General features: G+C 48.0%; 23 protein-coding genes and 1 pseudogene. 21 read left to right on the forward strand and 3 right to left on the reverse strand.

Going from position 1 to position 21933, the window contains the following annotated elements:
- Positions 1–165 precede the first annotated feature (165 nt).
- Complete coding sequence (locus I2I13_RS07950) at positions 166–1110, forward strand: hypothetical protein (RefSeq protein ID WP_229102524.1); 945 nt, start codon at positions 166–168, stop codon at positions 1108–1110.
- A gap of 37 nt (positions 1111–1147) precedes the next feature.
- Here the strand turns inward: I2I13_RS07950 and I2I13_RS24615 are convergent, their stop codons facing one another.
- Positions 1148–1270: a hypothetical protein gene (locus I2I13_RS24615; protein ID WP_255518806.1), complete on the reverse strand. Its 123-nt coding sequence runs from the start codon at positions 1268–1270 to the stop codon at positions 1148–1150.
- Between the two features lie 82 nt (positions 1271–1352).
- Here I2I13_RS24615 and I2I13_RS07955 point away from each other — a divergent pair, with 82 nt between their 5' ends.
- The 14 genes from I2I13_RS07955 to I2I13_RS08020 all read left to right on the forward strand — a co-directional run bounded on the left by I2I13_RS07955 (position 1353) and on the right by I2I13_RS08020 (position 12406).
- Positions 1353–1877, forward strand: coding sequence for a hypothetical protein (locus I2I13_RS07955; RefSeq protein WP_229037530.1), 525 nt, complete (start codon positions 1353–1355; stop codon positions 1875–1877).
- Positions 1874–2644, forward strand: a complete 771-nt coding sequence (locus I2I13_RS07960) for a metallophosphoesterase (RefSeq protein ID WP_007837351.1) — start codon at positions 1874–1876, stop codon at positions 2642–2644. Before I2I13_RS07955 ends, I2I13_RS07960 begins: the two co-directional genes overlap by 4 nt.
- Before the next feature lie 356 nt (positions 2645–3000).
- A complete protein-coding gene (locus I2I13_RS07965) occupies positions 3001–3318 on the forward strand; it encodes a hypothetical protein (RefSeq protein ID WP_229098794.1) in 318 nt (105 codons plus the stop codon).
- Positions 3315–3647, forward strand: a complete 333-nt coding sequence (locus I2I13_RS07970; protein ID WP_005812854.1) for a DUF4134 domain-containing protein — start codon at positions 3315–3317, stop codon at positions 3645–3647. Before I2I13_RS07965 ends, I2I13_RS07970 begins: the two co-directional genes overlap by 4 nt.
- A gap of 58 nt (positions 3648–3705) precedes the next feature.
- Positions 3706–4116, forward strand: coding sequence for a DUF4134 family protein (locus tag I2I13_RS07975; RefSeq protein ID WP_074909339.1), 411 nt, complete (start codon positions 3706–3708; stop codon positions 4114–4116).
- Between the two features lie 194 nt (positions 4117–4310).
- Complete coding sequence (locus I2I13_RS07980) at positions 4311–5483, forward strand: tyrosine-type recombinase/integrase (RefSeq protein ID WP_006743472.1); 1173 nt, start codon at positions 4311–4313, stop codon at positions 5481–5483.
- A gap of 124 nt (positions 5484–5607) precedes the next feature.
- Positions 5608–6870, forward strand: a complete 1263-nt coding sequence (locus tag I2I13_RS07985; RefSeq protein WP_006743471.1) for a site-specific integrase — start codon at positions 5608–5610, stop codon at positions 6868–6870.
- Between the two features lie 148 nt (positions 6871–7018).
- Positions 7019–7339 (forward strand): helix-turn-helix domain-containing protein, encoded by a 321-nt coding sequence (locus I2I13_RS07990; protein WP_006743470.1) that lies wholly within the window; start codon positions 7019–7021, stop codon positions 7337–7339.
- A 12-nt stretch (positions 7340–7351) separates the two neighbouring features.
- Positions 7352–7666 carry a hypothetical protein gene (locus I2I13_RS07995; protein WP_006743469.1) on the forward strand — a complete coding sequence of 105 codons (315 nt, stop codon included), beginning with the start codon at positions 7352–7354 and terminating at the stop codon, positions 7664–7666.
- Positions 7667–7703: 37 nt separating this feature from the next.
- On the forward strand, positions 7704–8954 hold the full coding sequence (locus tag I2I13_RS08000) for a site-specific integrase (protein ID WP_006743468.1): 1251 nt from the start codon (positions 7704–7706) through the stop codon (positions 8952–8954).
- A 67-nt stretch (positions 8955–9021) separates the two neighbouring features.
- The gene (locus tag I2I13_RS08005; protein WP_005812835.1) at positions 9022–9849 is read left to right on the forward strand and encodes a hypothetical protein; all 828 of its coding nucleotides are present in this window, start codon (positions 9022–9024) and stop codon (positions 9847–9849) included.
- 288 nt (positions 9850–10137) lie between these two features.
- On the forward strand, positions 10138–10536 hold the full coding sequence (locus I2I13_RS08010; RefSeq protein WP_005812832.1) for a hypothetical protein: 399 nt from the start codon (positions 10138–10140) through the stop codon (positions 10534–10536).
- Entirely contained in the window at positions 10533–11771 is a 1239-nt protein-coding gene (locus tag I2I13_RS08015; protein WP_006743467.1) for a hypothetical protein, read from the forward strand. The genes I2I13_RS08010 and I2I13_RS08015 overlap by 4 nt, the downstream gene beginning before the upstream one ends.
- A gap of 17 nt (positions 11772–11788) precedes the next feature.
- Entirely contained in the window at positions 11789–12406 is a 618-nt protein-coding gene (locus I2I13_RS08020) for a hypothetical protein (protein ID WP_005812828.1), read from the forward strand.
- Positions 12407–12674: 268 nt separating this feature from the next.
- On the opposite strand, the gene I2I13_RS08025 is transcribed toward I2I13_RS08020, so the two are convergent.
- Both I2I13_RS08025 and I2I13_RS08030 read right to left on the reverse strand, forming a co-directional pair.
- Positions 12675–13424, reverse strand: coding sequence for a nucleoside phosphorylase (locus I2I13_RS08025; protein WP_006743466.1), 750 nt, complete (start codon positions 13422–13424; stop codon positions 12675–12677).
- A gap of 11 nt (positions 13425–13435) precedes the next feature.
- Entirely contained in the window at positions 13436–13936 is a 501-nt protein-coding gene (locus tag I2I13_RS08030; RefSeq protein WP_006743465.1) for a nucleotidyltransferase domain-containing protein, read from the reverse strand.
- A gap of 395 nt (positions 13937–14331) precedes the next feature.
- Here I2I13_RS08030 and I2I13_RS08035 point away from each other — a divergent pair.
- From I2I13_RS08035 to I2I13_RS08060, 6 genes and pseudogenes are all read left to right on the forward strand, one after another.
- Positions 14332–14433, forward strand: a pseudogene (locus I2I13_RS08035) (DUF4134 family protein); the annotation flags it as partial.
- Positions 14434–14481: 48 nt separating this feature from the next.
- Positions 14482–14781 (forward strand): DUF4133 domain-containing protein, encoded by a 300-nt coding sequence (locus tag I2I13_RS08040; protein ID WP_005816074.1) that lies wholly within the window; start codon positions 14482–14484, stop codon positions 14779–14781.
- A 122-nt stretch (positions 14782–14903) separates the two neighbouring features.
- Positions 14904–17609, forward strand: a complete 2706-nt coding sequence (locus I2I13_RS08045; protein WP_008021336.1) for a TraG family conjugative transposon ATPase — start codon at positions 14904–14906, stop codon at positions 17607–17609.
- 220 nt (positions 17610–17829) lie between these two features.
- Positions 17830–20370 (forward strand): hypothetical protein, encoded by a 2541-nt coding sequence (locus tag I2I13_RS08050; RefSeq protein ID WP_005816117.1) that lies wholly within the window; start codon positions 17830–17832, stop codon positions 20368–20370.
- Between the two features lie 14 nt (positions 20371–20384).
- On the forward strand, positions 20385–21110 hold the full coding sequence (locus tag I2I13_RS08055; RefSeq protein WP_005816118.1) for a hypothetical protein: 726 nt from the start codon (positions 20385–20387) through the stop codon (positions 21108–21110).
- Positions 21111–21137: 27 nt separating this feature from the next.
- On the forward strand, positions 21138–21902 hold the full coding sequence (locus I2I13_RS08060) for a DUF5045 domain-containing protein (RefSeq protein ID WP_005816119.1): 765 nt from the start codon (positions 21138–21140) through the stop codon (positions 21900–21902).
- Positions 21903–21933 lie beyond the last annotated feature (31 nt).

Here is a 21933-nt window from a genome sequence, read left to right on the forward strand (position 1 = left end):
ACCATCATTTGATGCAAAAATGGCTCAAATGCATTGAAATTACATATCAAATCTGCACTTTTTCGCCCAAACATGCTTGATTCTCAATTATTATCCTTATTTTTGCATCGTTTTAATACATTATTAAAATGTAGCAGAATGGAATTGAAAAAAGAAATAAGGATATTGGGCAGACGCTTTGAGGTGGAACCTCGTGCCAAGGAAAGCCTGAAAGGCATCACGGTTGGCGAGAAACTCTCATACCGTTTCTATGATGGCACATACCAAGGCACGCCCCTGCTGTTCGTTGAGCCCAAGAAGGGCAATCCCTCTCCACGGACTTGCGCCATCACGGGCAAGCGGTTGACCGAAGCCCTGGGACTGCCTGCGGTGTTTATCCTTGCGCCCGGACCCACCTACGAGCGACACAGACTGGCAGACAAAGGAGTCTTCTTTGTCATGTCCGAGGAATATGCCCATCTGCCAGGCATCATAGCATTGGAGAAGACAAGCAACAGGAAGATTGCCGAAGTATTGACCCCTGTGGCGCAATACATACTACTCTATCACCTACAGGTGGGCAGTATTGAAGGAATGTCGCCAAGGGATATTGCACCGTTGCTTCCATATTCTTACGAAAGCGTCACGTTGGGTGTCACCTGTCTTGAAGATGTAGGACTGTGTCAAAAGATTCAGAACGGACAGCGCAGCAAGGTGGTACACTTCGAGTTGAAGGGCAAGGAACTGTGGGACAAGGCTCAGAACGTCTTGCTGTCACCTGTGGAGAACCGCATCTTTTGCGATGACATACGCTTGGATGCGGAATACCCCGTATGCGGCATCAATGCCCTGGCACATTATTCCATGCTTAATCGTGACCGGGAAGAGATGATAATGATGACAAGCAAGGAATATCGTGCCGTCAAGTCGGCTGATGTCATGGAGAATCCCAACATCTATGACGGCAACTATATCATAGAGGTATGGAAATACCCTGTTGTCAGCAAAATGGGCGACAAAAGCCAGTGGGTTGATCGCCTTTCCCTTGTCCTTTCGTTGAGAGATGATGATGATCCGAGAGTAGAAAAAGAAGTAGAACGAATAATCAGTGAACAGAAATGGAAGGATTAGTCAAGTTCCGTGAAGCATTTGCGGAATACTCAGAAAACTATGTGGTGATAGGCGGAGCAGCCTGTGACATCACCATGACCAATACCGTGGTGCGTCCACGCGCCACACACGACATCGACATGATAGTCATCGTAGAGAACATGACCGAGGCTTTCGCCAATCGCTTCTGGCAGTTTGTGCGGGAGGCTGGCTATCGACCTGAAAAGAGGAAACAGGAGGCTGGTGAGCCACCAAGGTATGAAATGTATCGTTTCCTTGATGGTAAAGACGGCTATCCCGAGATGATAGAACTGCTGTCACGCCACCCCGACGTGCTTGGAGAGCCAAAGGGATTTGTCATAGAACCTATCCCGACCGATGAAGATGTGTCGAGTCTTAGTGCCATCATCATGGACGATGATTACTATCACTTTACTATCGCACACAGCCAACTGACTGATGGCATACGCCATGCCAATTCCGCTGCCTTGATAGCACTGAAGGCAAGAGCCTACCTAAATCTCATGGCAGACAAGCGGGACGGCAAGCATGTGAACACCAAAGACATCAAGAAGCACCGTTCGGACATCCTGAAAAATGTGGTCATAATGACTGAGGACAACATTGAGGCTCCTGCTTCAATAGTGGCATGTATAAGGGAGTTTGTCGCCTCCATCAGAGCCGACTGGTCAACTCTCGCAGAACCATTGTCAAAGTCACTCGGTCAAGACGAGGCATTTGTGACCGGACTGTTAGATCAACTGGATGAATTGTTTATAGAAGCATGACCAATATGAAGATACAATACGCATCCGACCTGCATCTGGAGTTTGCCGACAATTGGCGGTATCTGAAAGCCCACCCCTTGGAGGTGACGGGCGACATACTGCTGCTTGCCGGCGACATCGGCTATCTCGGCGATGACAACTACTCCAAGCATCCCTTTTGGGACTGGGCATCGGAGAACTACAAGGAGGTGCATTGCTGCATGGGCAACCATGAGTTCTACAAATATTATGATGTGGCGACACTGCCCGACGGCTATCTCTTGGAGGTACGTCCCAATGTATTCAGCCACTACAACGGTATTGCGAGGATTGGCGACACCGACATCATCCTCTCCACCCTTTGGTCGAGGATTCCTTTGGAGGACGCTTACTTCACCGAGCAAGTGATAAGCGACTTCCGCCGTATATTATATAAAGGTGAGCTGATGACCCATGCCCAATTCAATGCTGAGCATGAACGTTGCCTCACCTTTATCAAGGATGCAGTGGCATATTCGCAAGCAGCCCATAAGATTGTTGTCACCCATCATGTACCATCGTTCCGTATGCTCCACCCAAAGTTTCAAGGCAGCAAGGCAAACGTGGCGTTCACCGTAGAGTTGGAGGACTATATCACCGATAGCGGCATAGACTATTGGATATACGGACATTCGCACACCAACATCGATGCCAGGATAGGCAACACCCAATGCTTGTCCAACCAGTTGGGCTATGTTTTCTCTAACGAACATCAGGACTTCTCCCATGGCAAGTACCTGACCATATAGCCATCCACATTTTTTTCATCCACCCTCTTTACAAGCTCTTCCCTATCGGAAGGGCTTTTTTTGTGCCTTTCGAGTTTGATTTTTGAGTATGATTGCGAGTGTAATCAAAATTAGAGTTAAGATTTGGCTCCGCGGAAAGTCATTTCGGTTTAAGATTGAAGAAAAGGTAGTTCCTTTGCATCGGCAATAAGCCAAACCATAGTAAAATCAAACTTGAAAATATGAAGTCATTTGTAATATTCGCCATTGTCGTGACCATAATCTATGTCATCTACTATACGGTCATCATCGTGCAGGATCTGTACGGAAAGCCCAAGGACGAGAAGTCACAGGGCGAGTCGTTTGATGTCAGTGACATGACCGACGAGGAAGAGTCGATAGCGGTCAGCGAGAGCGACGGTGGTTTCAGCGTAGGCGACAACCAATATGAGACAGCCTACGAGGAGAAGCAGCTTGCAGAGCCTACAGAGGAGGCAGCCGCCACTGCGGAAGAGAGCAAGCCTCATGTGCTTGAAAAGATACAAAGCGCAATCGAGAAGAAGATGGAGGAAGTGAATACCACCTATTCCGACCCCATGTATTCGGAAGAATTGAACAACACCATCATCGCCCGCGGTCTTCGTCACAATGGACGTGACATGGTCAAGGTGGAATCACTCAATAATGAGATATGATGTCAAAAACAAGAAGTGCATTTCTATCATTATATGCCGCTTTAACCCCAGCTCTGGCCAGTGCTAAGTGTGGCAACGTGGACTACAGCTGGGGAGCGGACGCACTTGCGAGTGCCCATGACTATGCCGTGACGATGATGCTCTATATCGTTTATCTGTGCTATGCAGTGGCGGGCATCGTGGTCATAGTCAGCGCCTTGCAGATATATATAAAGATGAATACGGGCGAAGAAGGAGTGAAGAAGAACATCATGATGCTGGTGGGAGCCTGCCTGTTCCTCATAGGAGCGACCATCGTCTTCCCCGCTTTCTTCGGTTATCAGATTTGAGATACAGGTGATACGAGATAAGATAACTCAAAGTGTAACAAATTAAAAGGTAAAAAGAATGTTTGAAAGGATTAACAAGAAGGTGAAGGGATTCTTCTCTTCACAGCGCATGAAAACGCTCGCCCTGATGTTGCTTGTCGGCACCACCGCAGCAATGGCACAGAACGCAGCCGGCGACTACTCGGCAGGAACGACCGCGCTTACCACAGTGACGGAGGAGATTGCCAAGTATGTACCTATCGTGGTGAAGCTCTGCTATGCCATTGCAGGTGTCGTTGCAATTGTCGGAGCCATAAGCGTTTACATCGCCATGAACAACGAGGAACAGGACGTCAAAAATATCTTAGTCCTCCAAAATTGGTTGGAAAGGATAAGAAAGGAAGTGACAAATAAAGTGCTTAGTATCAAGCGAATAAGCGATTTTTTGATTTTTCCGATTCTTGCTCAACCGACTCTTAAAAAGATATAATAAAATGATTTTTGTTTCTGATTTGTTTCTCATATATGGCTTGATTTTCATATCTTTGCACATGCTTTCAAAGGCATAATCACGATGCAGAAACGATATATCAGCATCCGAAAAGCCCAACCCTCGCAGACCCTCTGCAAAATTCATTTTCCCTTCTTTCGGGAGTAAATTACCAAAATAAAATATAAACAAGCATGGCAAGACCAAAGAAACAAGTCAAACTGAAGGAGCCGATTAAGATTCGTCTCAAACCTCTCGCAGATGGCAACAAGAGTATCTATCTTGACATCTACTGGAAGGGAGTCAGAAAGTATGAGTATCTGAAACTCTATATCATTCCTGAGGTCAATCCACTCTGCAAGGAGCAGAACAAGGAAACGATGGCACTCGCAGAACGTATCAAGGCAGAGCGCATCAAGGCTCTCCATGGTCACGGAGTGCAAGACTGGGAAACCGTCAAGCAGGGTTCACAACTCTTGACAGGATGGATCAAGAAGTATTGTGAAGGTGGAGTCAGCACCAAGAAGTCAACCCTCCATTGTCGTGTTGAAATGCTTCACACCGTGGAGAAATATCTTGAAGAGTCCAATCAGACCTTCATCACCCTTGAAGAGGTCAATGCTGATTTCTGCCGTGGGTATGTGAAGTTCCTTCGCACCTTCCCAAACTCACACTGCAAGTACATTGAGCCAAGACCTATCAGCCAGAACACGGCAAGCCGTTACCTCGGCATGTTCTCGACTACTCTCAACAATGCTGTCCGTCAAGGTATTATCCGAAACAATCCAATGAAGGAACTGGATGCCAAGGAGCGCATTCAGCCAAAGGATGGCAAGAAGGAATACCTTACCATTGAGGAACTTAAAGCCCTCATGGCAACCGACAGTTACCGCCCAGAGGTCAAGCAAGCCTTCATCTTTGCTTGTTTCACTGGATTGCGACTCAGTGATATGTACAAACTTGCACCGATTCACATTTTCAAGACTCCTGACGGCAAGGGCGAGTATATTGACATGGAAATGCAGAAGACGGAGAAGCCTGTCATCATCCCACTCTCTGAAGAGGCAAAGCGTTGGTTACCAAAACCAAAGGGAATAACAACTCCCTTCTTTGATATACCAACTACTCAGACCGTCATAGGCAGAGCCCTTCGCAAATGGGCAGAGGCAGCAGGTGTAGAGAAGCACATCAGTTTCCACTGTTCACGTCACACCTTCGGCACAATGATGCTGACACTTGGCGCAGACCTGTTCACCACAAGCAAGTTGATGGGTCACACCAACATTCAGACCACTGAAATCTATGCGAAAATCGTAGATAAGAAGAAGGAGGAAGCCATCAACCTCATTGATGGAATGTTCAAGTAAAGGATGTACTTTGAAAGTACCCCCCCCCTCAAAGAGTTAAGGGAGGTGACTTGAAATCACCCCCTTTGATAAACCAGGGTGGTGTTTCACCCCAGTGGTATAACCAATTATAACAATCATTGATATGACCATCACACTTCGACAAAAAGACCTTGAAAACGACAACAAGAGCCTGTATCTTGACATCTATGAGAATGGCAAGCGCAAGTTTGAGTTCCTTTCCCTCTACCTAATCCCTGAGATTAACCAAGAGACAAAGGAACGCAACGAGGCTACCTTGAAACGTGCGCAGGAGATTCGTGCCGAGCGCGTCCTTCATCCCGAGACCATTCCCGAGAAAGGTCACTTGATGGTTGTACCCGACATTCCCAACGATGACTCACCCGAAGTCATTGACTGGATCCAGACTTACATGGAGTGGATGGACGGCAATCCCGAATATTCCAAGAGGACTGTCGAGCAGACTCAATACCTTCAAGAACGCATGAAGGAGTTTCTGAAAGCCAAACGCAGACCGCACATCACTCTGATGAAGTTCGATAAGACATGGTTCAAGGCATTCTTTCTTTGGCTGAAGAATGACTATGTACCTCAGAAGTATGTGAGAGTCAAGGCAAAGCCGTTGAGTAATGCCAGTTTGCGGAACATGCAGCAACGCATTGTCGCAGTATTCAACAAGGCAGTCAAGACTGGCAAGTTGAAGGCAAACCCCTTCTATCAGTTGGAGAAGGAAGACACAATCTCCAAGCCAAAGTCTGGTCACAAGCTGTACCTTACACCCGATGAACTCAAACTCTTCATGGCATCCGAAGAGACTAACGGAGTCAGGGAAACCCAGTTGGCATTTGGCTTCGCTTGCCTTACAGGACTACGCATCAGCGACATAAGGGCTTTGCGATGGTCAAACATCATGAGGAACGAGGTAACGAACACACTTGTAATCGTCCAGAAGAAGACCAAGGAACTCAATGCCGTCCCAATCTGCTCAACCGCAGAAGCATGGATGCCACCCAAGAAGGATGACAAGGTTTTCCACCTTCCTGCCCATGCCAATGTGGATGCAGCTCTCAAACGAATAGCCAAGAAGGTAGGTATCACGAAGACAATCTCCTTCCATACCTCCCGACATACCTTTGGCACATTGATCCAAGCGGCTACTGGTGACATCGAGACCACCAAGAAACTCATGGGTCACAAGTCGCTCAAATCAACCGCAGTCTATGCAGACGTGCTGACTGAGGAAAAGGTCAAGGCTATCTCCAATACCAAGACGGTATTCAGGAGTCGCAAGCCACACACCGAGAACAAGAAGATTCCACGAACCAAGCGAACGGCAGCGACCAACACGCACCCTCGCAAGGTCATAGATATACAGGATAACGAATAACGGCTAACGAGCCGATTCAGGATAACAACCAGTTTCATTTCATCAAAAGCAGTGCCCTGATTCAAGGTAGTGGTTTCCGCTACCCTTAGGGGCTTGCTATCTCAAAACCAAGCATTCAGGATAACGTAAACAACTAAATATCAAGATTATGAATAAGACTATTGACAACGAGACTCTTCTTTTGAAGGTAGAGTCATTTGAGCATCGCATCGAGGTTCTGGAGAACACTCTCAGCGCAGCCAAGGAGGTATTGACACTTGAAGAAGCAGCCCTTTTCATGGGTATATCAAAGAGCAGTCTCTACAAGATGACCCATCGTCATGAGCTTCCTTTCTTCCGTCCAAACGGCAAACTCATCTACTTTGAGAAGGCTGAACTTCTGAAGTGGATGCGTCAGAACCGCAGCATGTCTGAGGCTGAGACCAAGGAGGCAGCAGCCCAGAAGCTGAATGAACTTGCCAACCACTAATCAATGAGTATTATGAATCAGGATTTCAATCAACAGCAGTACAACGACAAACTGGCTCAGGTAGCCAGCCTTGCCGTTACCTATGCCAAGGATGGCACAGGCTATCACAGTATGAAGGATGCCTTCAATGAACTGTGCGAGATTTCACATGCCAACAAGGGCATTGACCAAGAAAACACTATCGGCAGACGAACCCTGCTTGTGCAGAGTGTCTGCATCAAGGCTATCCATGCGCTCACTCCATACCAGAACGAGCGACTTGAACAGCAGCTGAAGGACATTGCTTCGGACTATCCCGAGCATCGTCACCTGCATTTCCGCAGATAGTTTCTTCTTTCCCTTTTGTCATATCATAGACATATCAATGAGAGTTACCGCTTACATACGTCAGAAAGATACATCGAAGAACGACCTTGACAGCCGTGCTTCGGTGTACTTCCGTGTCCGTGACAAAGGGCTTGATGTCAAGTGCGCAAGCGAACTTCAGATCAATCCCAATCACTGGAGCCAAGAACGACAGGGCTACAAGAGCCGTGTCAATCTTGTGGATGACGATACCAGAAACCTCTTTGACTCACAGGTCAAGGAGATTACAGGTATCATAACCAGGGAATACTATATCGGAGCAAACTCCGACTGGCTAAGACGACTGATATTTGCCTATCACCACCCCAATGCCTATTGCATGGGCAGTGGCATGGCGGTAAGCAAATCCTTTGTCATCTGGGCAGAGAGGTACCTTCAGAACAAGCATTTCGGCAAGCATCAGGAGTGCAACACCCGATGCCTGATTGACAAGGTTACTCGTTTTGAGGATGAACACAAACACCCGATGAACATTGACAGCATGACTGCCGATGATCTTCGTGTGTTTGCGGATTTCCTGTCTTCTGACTATGACATATCTATGAATACCATCGTCACTAACATGACCTTGATGCGTACCGTCTGCAACTGGGTACGAAAGCAGGGAGTCACAAACAATGACCCCTTCTTTGGCTATGACATGCCCAAGGCACTCTATGGCACTCCATATTTCCTGACCATTCAGGAGCGTGACCAAGTTCTGGATGCAGACCTAACGGATGATGCAGAACTTGCTGAGTATCGTGATATGTTCGTGTTTCAGTGTATGGTCGGATGCCGTCATAGTGATCTTGTGACCTTCACCCCCAAGAACATTATTGACGGTGTTCTGGAATATATCCCCATCAAGACCAAGGGCAAGTTAGGTGACGTTGTAAGGGTTCCTCTTATCCCCAAGGCTATGGCTATCCTTGATGGCCATGACCATGGTGATGATGAACCAATCTTCCCCAAGCATTATAACTTCAAGTTCAACGATGCTATCCGTAGAATCTTGAAGCGTGCCAAGGTAAATCGTGTTGTCACTGTGATTAACCCTAAGACACGGCTTGAAGAGAAGAAGCCAATCTCAGATGTGGCTACCTCTCATCTTGCACGAAGGACTTTTATCGGTAATCTTTACCGCATGGTCAAAGACCCTGATTTGGTTGCTTCTATGTCTGGTCATGCCAAAGGCAGCGTTGCTTTTGCCCGATACCGAGTCATTGATGATGACATGAAGAAATCCCTGGTTGAACTTATCCAGTGATTCTCTTCTTTTTGATGGCATATTCCTTTTCCCTTTATTCGGTTACATTTCAATAATATCATAGACTATGGACGATAAAAAATTACATCGTTGCTTCACTTTCTCTGAAGAGCAGTTGAAGCATCTTCGAAGCAAGAAGTACAAGATTGACCGTATGGAATGCTTCATGTCGCTTGTGGATCTTGCCGAGCCAGTTCCAAAACTTGTGCAAATCAGCAAGACCAAGCAAGTAGAAATCTTGGCAGGTCAAGTTATGGTTGACAATACCCAACTTGCCAAACTCTGGGACAAAGACCGCAAGACGGTTCCAAAGCTGTTGGATGCTATGGAGGCTGTGGGCATTTTCTCTTCTCAGGAAGTGGAAGATAACCGCATCTACACCCTTCATTGTCTCTCAGGCTGGTATGTTGATGCCAAGTTCGTGTCGAATGCCTTTGCCTTAAAGCGCAATAACGACAGTACGGCAATCATCCATGCGGAAGTTCCTGCCTCCAAGGTCATCATCACTGAGGATCCTGATGACAAGAAGAAGGACAAGGAAGGTTCTGCTTCTGCCGATGACAAATCCAATGACTCTGCCGAGGGCAACAATCCTCAGACAACTGGCAATGTGTCGCACCAATCACCACAATCTAATGATAGTGGCAATGTGGGTAAGTCTGGAGCAGATGGCAACAAGTCACCATCACCTCCTGAAAACAATTCCCCGCAGTCTGCTGACAGCCCTTCTCCCCAAGGTGAAGCCGATGGCAAGCAGAATGAAGGGAAGCAGCATGAGCAGATACCTTCTCAGCAAGGAGGACAGCAGCCACAACAGCCTAACGGCAATCAAAGACCGCCTTTCAACGGCTATCAGAAGCCTAACGGCTACTACAACCAGAACGGCAACAAATAGCCGTCTGAGGACTCAGGAATGCGACCTGCACCGCCAAACCATCCCAAAGGACGTTTACCGATACAGGACAACACGGCAAGCCGAAACGACTTTCTAAGCCCTGACGGGAACTTAGCAGGTAAAAGGACCGATTTTTAAGAGGTACTTTTCGAGAAATCCTTTTGTACTACATTATTTGTGACCAAATTTATGCAGTCCTAAAAGTTTCTCGGGCTACTCGCAGGCTCGCAGACCTATGTCCTTCTTTTTTACTGATTTATATTCATCCCTTTAATCATATTCAAAGATATGGCTAAGAAAAAGAAGATTATCAAGAAGACACCCACAAGGGTGCATTCCTTCCGCTGTACCGATAAGGACTGGAAGGAACTGAAAAAACTCGCTAAGGAATGTGGTATGAGCATAGGCAAGTATCTCGTTGAGACTGGCAAGAAGCATCACCCACGTCAGCGACTCACTCCAGAGGAAAGCAAAGCCCTGAACTCTCTGACTGAGGCACGTACCGACTTGATAAAAGTCCGCAGTAAGTTGCACGATGCTTCACCCGAGGAAAAGCAGAAGATGTTCAGATCTCCAAAGTTCATGAAGTGGTGGATTGAAGCCGTTGAACGACTCATCAAACACTGGTATAGCATTGAAGACAACCTTACTTCTCCTGTACTGACCAAAGTTCAAGAAGACGAATGATTATACTCGCAAGACCAGTAGCCTATGGCGGCAATGCCGCAAGGTACGCAATGGAGAAGGAGGATGCAACCGTGGTCAAGGTGAACCACATGCCTGACTATCTCGATGCCACCGAAATCTGGTATCGGATGAAGCATCACTGCCAGTTGCATCAACAGGACAGGACTGTTGGGCGAAAGTTGGAACGCTTCATGACCACGTTTGTACTCTCCCCATCCAAGGAAGAGTCAGAGAACTATACCTTGGATGACTGGGCAAACCTCGCTGATGAAGGATTGGAAGCTTTGGATTCAGTCGGACTTTTACCCAAAGGCTTTAAGGAGAAGGTCAAGACCAATTTCCGCAATTCTATGAGTGTTGCTGCCTTGCATCGGGATTCCAAGTCTGGAACCCTTCACCTGCATCTTGACTGTTGCCGTGTGGATAATGACGGCAAGACCAACGATGTTCACGATGTTCACATCAGAGCAATAAGGGCTGCGGAAATTATCAACGCAAGGCATGGTTGGGAGCAACCTCAGGAGGTTCGTGAAATGCGCCAACAAGATATAGCGGAGTTTTGCGAATATACCCTTCAGAAGATGGATAGTTTCGACATTGACCGTTACTTTGATATGCTTCGCATGAGAGGCTATGAGGTCAATCCAAGGTATGACACTACTAACTGCAAACTTGTGGGCTACACCATCGGCAAGAATGCCTCAGTGTTCAAGGCTTCTGCCATCGGTCGAAAGTTCATGGTATCACAGCTTGAAGCCACATGGAAGAAGATGCATCCTAAGCCTACTCAGGTCAAGATGCGACCTGCTTCACCTTCCGTTTCACCGGCTCGCCCTGCTCGCCATGTTGCTCAGACAACGAAACCTACCCAGTCCAATTCTAAGCCATTGCCAGTTGCTACCAAGACTGCCTTCAATGTCAATGTTAGCGGTGAAATGAAGAGAATCTATATTCCGAACACGGTCAAGGACATCTTCCTCAATGAGGTTCAGGTTCCTGATTCTGATATGACTGCATCAAGAGAGGACATTTCTCATGTAGGTATGCTTCTCTTCCTTGATATGATTGATGCAGCAACAACCGTGTCCGAATCTTGTGGCGGTGGTGGTTCTGCTCCTTCCTCTGGTTGGGGTAAGGATGATGACGAAGACGAGCGTGAGCGGGCTCGCCGTTGCCTCCAGATGGCTCATGCCATGTGCAAGCCACCGCAGAAAAGACGTTCATTCCACCGTTAGACAAATCCTACATATCAATGAGAAGAACAAAACATGTAGAAGAACTCATCGAAGATGACGAGCAGAAGCCTGACTTCGATGACATGATGAACGAAGTCCAGGAAGAGATTGAAGAGCATGATGCCGAGGATGCTGTTGTCAGTCGTGCGCCTGAACTCAGGCAGTTGAGTGAGAACATTGACAAAGCGACCAACACTTGGATCAATGCAACTCTTCAACTGGAGTCTGCCATCCGTAAGTACAATTCAGCTCAGACTGCTCTTGGCAATGCCGTTGACACTATCAGTGGTAAGGTTGACACCATCAATACCCACATTGACAATGTTCTGAAGGATGCCCCAACCAAGTTGAAGGTTTCAGTCAGAGTCGATGATGTTGACTGGAAGAAGATTCAGGACATGTTCGACAAACAACATGAATGGATGACCACTCAGATGCAGAAGCATATCCGTGAGGTCAATCAAATGTTTTATGAAGAACGTAGAAGGGTTCAGGAAAGGTACAAGGAGTACGACGGAACCTACCTCGGACACTATGTGCAGTATTTCTTCTGGTTCTTCTTTGTCCTTGGACTCGTTATTTTCGGCTTGGCTATCTTCCTGATGCTCGACAGTCACTACCACTGGACGAAGTAATCTAATGTTTATACCCTCCAAAATCCCTACGAAACTTGGCATAGTCTAAGTTTGTAGGGATATTTTTTTTCTTGAAAACGTCATTTTCTTGAAAATGTGCACTATTGCCCGTTGTGGGAGCCAGATAGCATGAGTAACTTTGCACCGTCAAAATAAACGAGTGTAAACCTAATTGTTATAAAGTAAGCATTCCGTAAACCACGTATAGATGGTTATGGAATACTTTTTATATAGTCCGCTAAATGGGAATTTACAATTCTGATATACTTCAGATGTAGGTTGCCGTTTCTAAAGCAATATAAAGTTTGTTTAAACTATGGTTGGCATTGTTCAAGCCTTTGGCTTCATATCCATTTGTATCCAAAATGTCACCTGTTTCAAAAAAAGCATACAACTTCAAATTGTAGAAGTCGCACACAGATTGAACTCCAGCCAATTCCATTTCTACAGCGATGCACCCTTCTTCCATACGTTTGCGTACAAGTCCTTTTGTTTCTCTGATCATCGAATCTGTCGTCCATATTTTACCTGTAATATATGGTACAGATAATTTGTCGAAAATTATGGAAAGTTCCTTGCTTGCGGCTATATCAATATAGTCGGATGGTGCTGCAAAATAATATGAACACCCGTCCCCTCTGTAACTTTGTGTCGGTATGATAAATCTACCTTGTGTGGTTGTACGGTCAAGACTGCCACAGGAACCGAACATAATGAACTTTGATGCTCCAGTTAGCCAGCTTGCAAGATGACATTGAGAGGATGCTACTGCTGAACCTATTCCTGACAGGTAGAAAGTTATCGTAACTCCTTTATAAGTTGTTTTATAGATATGCGTATCGCCATTGCAAGCCGGCATAGTTGCAATAATTTCAGATTCGTAGGAATCAAGTAAATGCCGATGAATCTCCTTCGAGAATATTATCAGGCATATATCTGCAAAATCTCCACGTCTGCCGTAGAAATCAAACAGATTGATCATTGGTTCAGTTTCAATATCATAACTATCAGTAATCATAGCATATTGAATCAGATGTGAGTTTTATATTGCTCCGGTATCTCAAGATTGAAAGTTCTGCATAATAACAGGACGTCGTGGACATCATTTTCATCGTATTCATATCCAAGATGGAACTGTACCTGTGCCTCCGGGTTTATGCATGTTACCTCAATATTCCCGATATTTCCTTTACCTGAGAAAGTTTCGCTTGGGAAAGTGTATCCGTCATATAGAATTCCATCTTCGACATATTCGAAACAATGCAGATCGATTATTCTTCCGTTGTCATCTTTCCAGACAGTATGGCTATCGGTCGTATAGTCCATTACAACTTCTCTGTATCCCTTCCAGGTAATCACGGATATGGCCTTACCATAGTCTTTCTTCTCTACGAACAGATCGATGTCGTTATGTATTCTTGTTTCTCTGCCTATAAGTGCATCGACACCCCAACCGCCGTCCAGAAACACCTTTACAGATGCTTCAGACAGCATTTCAAGAATCTCACATGCATCAAAATAAGTGACCATAAAATTGCAATTAAAATAAACTTTGGTGCAAAGTTAATAAAATTCCGTGAGACTAAAGAGACTTATACGTAGAAAGTTAAACATACAACTGTATTTTCGCAGAAAATACTATAAAATGCCACCTGAAAAGCCCACTTTTCGTGCACATTTTTCCAACTAAAGCCATTTTTTCAACCTGATTGCTGAAACGACAATAAGGTTCACAATACCTGATTTTGCACCTTCAGGAACGCAGCACAAAATGATAGAAAATGAAAATTTCCGTTCATTTCCGTGTTAAGATATGTTAAGCAGATGTTTTCATTTTGGGGTTTTTGAAATTTTTGTTTCCAGTTTGTTTCTTTTGGTACTTTTTGCTTTTTGGGAGTGTTGATATTCAGCACTTTACAATTCGGAAGCAGATTCTCAAAAAGAAGATCATGATGGTCGTCGGCGCATGTATTTTCCTCATTGCAGCAGCCCAGGCACTGCCTCTGTTCTTCGGCATTGGAGGTTAAACGCAGCGTGAGATTGTGAGTATGTAGAACGTTAAAACACTGACAGTTATGGCAGATACAAAGCAAGAGCGTTTTCCGGATTATCCCATTTTCAAGGGACTGCAACGTCCATTGGAGTTCTTCGGGTTGCAGGGACGCTACATCTACTGGGCGGCAGCCACCGCAGGAGGAGCCGTTGCGGGTTTCATCCTCGGCTACTGCATCTTCGGTTTCGTGGCAGGACTCGTGCTGCTAGTCCTCGCCGTAGCTGTCGGTGGCGTTCTCATCGTCATGAAGCAGCGCAAGGGCTTGCACAGCAAGAAGAGTGACAACGGCATATTCATCTATGCCTATTCAAAGAAAGTGTAAAACAAAAAAGAGAATCCATTATGTCCAAGTGGAAAGCTATCAATGATTGTAAGTGAATGGAGGTGGGGGCATCACGCATGAGGGTGCGCCCGCCTTTTTGCGATTAAAAAAGAAAAAGAACAATGACCCTATACATCATACTCATATTCTCAGCCATCTGCGTGGGCATGGCCATCAGTGTCAAGGCATTCGGCACGGGAGGGAAGCGCAAGCGCATCTTCCAGGACATCTACTTCTCCATCGAGGAAGTGGATGGCATCGGCGTGCTCTATACCAAGACGGGCGAATACTCCGCTGTTCTGAAGATGGAGAACCCTGTGCAGAAGTATTCCGCCAACATCGAGGCCTACTATGAGTTCACCCACCTCTTCGCCGCCCTTGCCCAGACCTTGGGCGAAGGCTATGCGCTGCACAAGCAGGACGTGTTTGTGAGGAAGGCATTCAAGGAAGAGAACGGTGGAAATCATGAGTTCCTGAGCGAGAGTTACTTCCGCTATTTCAACGGCAGACCCTTTACCGACAGCGTCTGCTACCTCACCATCACACAGGAGAACAAGAAGAGCCGTCTGATGTCGTTCGACAACAAGAAATGGCGTGACTTCTTGGTGAAGATACGCAAGGTGCACGACCAGCTGAGGGATGCCGGCGTGAAGTCCCGATTCCTCGGCAAAACGGAAGCCTGCGAGTATGTGGACCGTTTCTTCTCCATGAACTTCCGTGACAAGGTGGTGTCGATGACCAACTTCAAGGTCGATGACGAGACCATCGGCATGGGGGACCGTAGCTGCAAGGTGTATAGCCTTGTGGATGTGGATTATGCCAACTTGCCGTCGGTCATCCGTCCCTACGCAAATATCGAGGTGAACAACACCAGTATGCCCGTTGATCTCGTGAGCATCGTCGATAGCGTGCCCGGAGCCGACTGCGTGGTGTTCAACCAGATGGTGTTCGTGCCCAACCAGAAGCGTGAGCTTGCCCTACTCGACAAGAAGAAAAACCGCCATGCCTCCATGCCCAACCCCAGCAACCTGATGGCTGTAGAGGACATCAAGCGTGTGCAGGAGGTGATAGCCCGTGAGAGCAAGCAGCTCGTCTATACCCACTACAACCTCGTGGTGGCAGTGAGCGGCGACACCGACATACAGAAATGCACCAACCATCTCGAAAACTCCTTCTCGCGCATGGGCATCCACATCAGCAAGCGGGCCTACAACCAGTTGGAGCTGTTCGTCAACTCTTTCCCCGGCAACTGCTATGGCATGAATGCCGACTACGACCGATTCCTCACCCTCGGCGATGCCGCCACCTGTCTGATGTACAAGGAGCGCATCGTGCATAATGAGGACACCCCGCTGAAGATATACTATACCGACCGCCAAGGTGTGCCCGTAGCCATCGACATCACAGGAAAGGAGGGAAAGGAGAAGCTGACCGACAACTCGAACTTTTTTTGTTTGGGTCCTTCGGGCAGCGGCAAGTCGTTCCACATGAACAGCGTGGTGCGTCAGTTGTGGGAGCAGAACACCGACATCGTCATGGTCGATACGGGTAACTCGTATGAGGGACTCTGCGAGTATGTGGGCGGCAAGTACATCGCCTATACGGAGGACAAGCCCATCACCATGAACCCCTTCAACATCAGCAAGCGGGAGCTGAACATTGAGAAGATAGACTTCCTGAAGAACCTGATACTGCTGATATGGAAAGGCTCGGAGACGCAGATACCCGAACTGGAGTTCCGTGTCGTGGAGCAGTTGGTGACGGAGTATTACGATTTCTATTTCAACGGTGTGCAGCCCTATCCTTCCTCACAGAAGGAGACACTGAGAAAAAACCTCTCCACCATGGAGAAGCGGCGCGGCACGGAGCTGACGCAGATACACGACAAGGTGGAGAAACTCATCAAGGGACTGGAGGAACGGCGCATGGCATTGAGCGTGAAGACCCTCTCCTTCGACTCATTCTATGAGTTCGCCTGTGAGCGTCTCGACCAGATCTGCATCGAGAACAACATCACCACCATCGACTGCGACAACTTCGCCTATATGCTCCAAAACTTCTACCGTGGCGGCAAGTACGACAAGATTCTCAACGAGAACGTGGATAGCACCTTGTTCGACGAGACCTTCATCGTCTTCGAGGTGGATGCCATCAAGGAGAACAAGCAGCTCTTCCCCATCGTGACGCTCATCATCATGGACGTGTTCCTGCAGAAGATGCGCCTGAAGAAGAACCGCAAGTGCCTTGTCATCGAGGAGGCATGGAAAGCCATCGCCTCGCCGCTGATGGCCGAGTACATCAAGTACCTATACAAGACAGCCCGAAAGTTCTGGGCGAGCGTGGGCGTAGTGACACAGGAGATACAGGACATCATCGGCAGTCCCATCGTGAAGGAAGCCATCATCAACAACTCCGACGTGGTGATGCTGCTCGACCAAAGCAAATTTCGTGAGCGATTCGACGAGATCAAGGCGATATTAGGATTGACGGATGTGGATTGCAAGAAGATATTCACTGTCAACCGCTTGGATAACAAGGAGGGAAGAAGTTTCTTCCGTGAGGTGTTTATCCGACGTGGATCGACGAGCGGAGTGTATGGTGTGGAGGAGCCGCACGAGTGCTATATGACCTACACCACCGAGCGAGCTGAGAAGGAGGCATTGAAACTCTATAAGCATGAACTGAAGTGCAGACATCAGGAGGCTATCGAGCGGTATTGCAGAGATTGGGATGCCAGTGGCATCGGGAAGTCGTTGGCATTTGCGCAGAAGGTCAATGAGGCGGGGCATGTGCTCAATTTGACGGACGATGGAGCCACTCGCCGCTGACACGGCGAGCACGGGGGCTGATTGATGGAAACGGAAATCCCGGAATAGACGTAAAGCCCAGATGCCCGAAAGCAAAACTTTCGGGAACGGTGGCTGGGTAGTATTTACGATTAGTAGTAAATACGATTAGTAGTGAATACTACCAATAGTAAATACTACAAGTAGTAAAGTAGTGGAATAGTAGAAACTGAAAGTAGTAAAAACGTAAAGTAGTGAAGCAATGAGACGTTTATACCTTATTATAATATATATGTGTCTTACACTTGTCGTGGGAAGGGTTCATGCGCAGTATTACAGCGTGAACTACGACAAGCAGATCGTTGCCGCCATGGCTGCCGCATTCGGTGCTGGAGCTATGGCAGAGAGCTATTATAACGAGCAGGTGGGCGAAATCTTGAAGCACTACAATGCCGCAGAGGTTGCCACTGCCGGCATCTTCGCTGCCAAGTTCTTGGAGCGCAAGGCATTCACCGACCTCGGCATTTGGAGCAGTAGCACGGAGAACTACTATTACCGCCGCATCCACAATATGGTGGCGAACAAGATTATGCCCAAGATATGGACGGTGGCAGGAATGATGCTGAAAAGTCCGCAGACCGCCCTCTACTGGGGCAGTTACCTGATGAAGATATGCGCCGACACAAAGTCGCTGTGTATGCAGTTTGAGAGTGTCGTGACCAACAGTAGCTTGACCTTTGCCGACATTCAGTTCTTGGAAATCAACCAAGAGATAGCCGCCATCCTCAAACTCTCGGAGATAGGCAATGTAGATTGGCAGCAGCTGTTGGATGACATCGCCAGTGTGCCCGGCAACTTCACCGTGGAGAACCTCACCGCCGACATCGAGACGCTTTACAATATGGGAGCATCGTTGGCGACGGCAGGTATCAACGGGGCATCAGGCGCACTCTTGCAGCAGAGTGCCTTCAACGACCTTTTCAATGGCAAGGTGAGTAAAATCATCGACATCTATGACAACTACCATGACCTCTATGAACAGGCAGAGAACGGCATCGGCAGCACACTCCTTAGTCTGGTGGGTGGCGAGGACAACGTGGCAGCCCTCTTCGACCTCTCCAACTACAACATCACCTCGTGGATGACAGACTATCTGAGCGAGACGCAGGGCAACTACTATACACAGCGTTGGTACATTGCCCGACGAGACCAAGGCAGCGTAAGCCTCTGTGACTACTATCCGCCGACCGATGACAACAGTATTCTGAACGGTGACCATTGGTATCGTATCAACACCTCCGACCCCAACTTCTACCCTAACAGCACGCAGCGAGAGCAGATACTGGCCAACTCGGAGAACCATGCCGGATGGAGCCGCAGCCGTGTGCAGCAGCTCAACGCCCAGAGCGACGGCTTCACCTATACGATGAACTATTGGATGTCGTCGTACATCATCAGCCGTGGCGGCAAGCAGACCAAGAAGGCCTACGCCTACGAGATACACGTTACCAAGAGCTGGAACAACGTGGAAGAGGTGTATGAGGATGTCTTCGACTCCTACAGCATGGACTTGAATACCTTCAAGCGTCAGTTGCAGGCACGTCTCTCGGAGTATAACGACAACGAGGAGGGCTATGTCTATTACATCGGCAGTGACGCACGCCGTTACTATCAAGCCACCGATGCCGCCAAACTGAAGGGCGTGGAGAGCGTGACCATCAGCGTCACCTGTTCGGACGGTGTCACCCTCGGACAGGGCAGCACGCAGTACAAGTGCCGTGAGTGCGGCGGTTCGCTCAATGCCCACAGCAAGGAATGCGCCATGAGGACAAGCGTATCAGAAAATAATCTCGACCTATCGGAACTGGACGAGAAGGAACGTGAGGCGAATAGCAAGATAGCCCTGTTGGAGGCGCAGATAAGCCAGTTGGAGACAGAGAACAGGAACCTGCTCACGCAGATAGCCAATGCCTCTGTGGAGGAAGCCCCTGCCTTGCGGCAGCAACATAATGTCAACAAGACGAAGATAGACAACCTGAAGAAGGAATTGGCGACATGGCAGCAGCAGTTGGCAGACATACAGAATGCCAAGAGCGAGGCGGCTAACGACAATGCCACCTCCACCGATGACTACTACCGCATCCCTGCCATCATGCAGGATGTGAAGTCAGCCTACAATCTCACGTGGCAAGGTGCCGGTTCGTGGAACGGCTACACCTACGTCCGAACTGCCACCATGCCCAACATCAACGGCATTATCACCTTCAAGGCGACACTGTCCATTGCAAGGAAGCCCAAGTACTTCCTTGGCATCAAGATACACCGTGCGATACTGCAAATATCGTGGGAGCTGACCTCGGAATACACCGACACACAGGTGGTGGATGTGCTGACCCTTGACCCGAATGCCTCTGACGAGGAGAAGACGAGGCAGGTGAACAGCCGTATCTCGGAGATAGCCCAGGAGTTCCCGTCGTGCAGCATCACCACAGAATATGCCAAGAGCGAGGCAACCCAGACCGCCGACAATGACGATGTAATACACCTGCTCTGGTCGAGCGACCGTCTGGAGATAGCCCGTGAAGTAGATAGCCGTATCACCAAGATTTACGCCGACTTGGTATCATTAGAAAAAATGATGCACTACAAGCGCAGCATCATTGACGTGCTGAAGGACATTCTTCCTTCAATCGACGCAGACCAAGGTCGCAGAAGGACACTCATTGAAGAGTGCTACGAGCGATGGAGAGAGAATGCAGACCCTAACAGAGGGAATGGTGAAGATAACGAGAACGAAAACTGAGGGAGGAACGGAGAATGAGACATACCATCATCATAGCTCTCCTGCTGATTACCCTCTTCCCCAATACAGCCTTGGCGCAATGGGGATTCGATGCGGTATCGGTGGAAGCATACATCAACGACCACAAGAAGCAGCGCAGCCTCTTGCTGGCACGCAGCACTTTGGAGTACAGCAATCAACTGCTGCATGAATACAGCAGTGAAGAGGTGGGCAAATACAAGGAACTGAATGTGGATTTGGACAAATACACCCGGGCCTTCGACATCATCGATGTGATGTACCAGTCGTTGCGCACGGTGCTGAACGTGAAGAGCACCTACCAGACGGTGAGCGACCGCATCAGTGACTACAAGAACCTGTTGGAGGACTTCAATGATAAGGTCATCAAGCGGAAACACATCGAACTGGCTGACACGATGCTCATCAGCATCAACAAGAAAGCCATCGACAACATATACAACGAAGGAAGCCAACTCTACCATAGCGTCAACGACCTCGTGTTGTATGCCACAGGAGCGGCAGCCTGTTCAACTTCCGACCTGCTGATGGTGTTGGACAATATCAACAATTCGTTGGACCTGATAGAAAAACATCTGAACCAAGCCTACTTCCAGACATGGCGGTATGTGCAGCTGCGCATGGGCTATTGGAAGGAGAAGGTGTATCGGACGAGGACGAAGGAAGAGATACTGGAAGATGCCTTCAGCCGATGGAAAGTGGCAGGAAAACTTGACTATTGACGGATTGTAAACAAAAGAAGAACGGACATGAAGAAGACAATGATACTCATCATGGCGGTAGCAACCACCATCAAAGCCACAGCCCAGAGCGTGACCTACAACCACGACTCCTCCAAGCAGAACCAGATAACGGTGATGGAGACAGGTGGCGGTTCTCTCACCCCTGAGTTCTATTATTGGCTGTTACATAACAACTATAAGAAGACAGCGGCAGAGAAGAACAAGTTAGGTTTCCGCACTCTTGCCGGCATCAACCTCTACAACCAAGTAGATGATGCGGAGAAGATAGACTCTGCCCTCACCAAGCGTGCTGAGGTGGAAGCCTTGAACGTAGCCGACCGACAGATAGACCTCGCCTGGCTTGCCGAAAGCAGCAAGATCAACGGTCAGTTGGACAAGATGAAGGCGAACATAGACCATATCATCCCTACAGGAGGCACCATCAACGACAAGCGTCGGTGGGAGGAACTGTACAATATGTACCAGTGTGCCGTGAAAGCCACCAAGGATGCCTATATGCCCAATGCACAGAGAAAGCGGCAGTATCTTAGCATCTATGCCGACCTGACGACACAGAACGAGACACTACTGAAATACCTTGTGCAGCTCAACACCCAAAGCCAGACTACCGCCCTCTTGGCAGCCACCAACGACCGTGTAGTACATAAAGGCAGCATCATCAGCGATGCCAAGAGCCGTTGGCAGGAAAACATGAAGGGCGTGAGGAGCTCGACAGGCACTGACGGCGATGATGCCAACAGCGGTGAGGGTGAAGAAAGTGTGAACAGATAGAAATAAGGGAAGAGAAGAAATAATCACAAAA

Origin of the sequence: Bacteroides sp. D55t1_190419_B8 (assembly GCF_015558905.1) — a bacterium.
GTDB classification, from domain to species: Bacteria; Bacteroidota; Bacteroidia; order Bacteroidales; family Bacteroidaceae; genus Bacteroides; species Bacteroides vicugnae.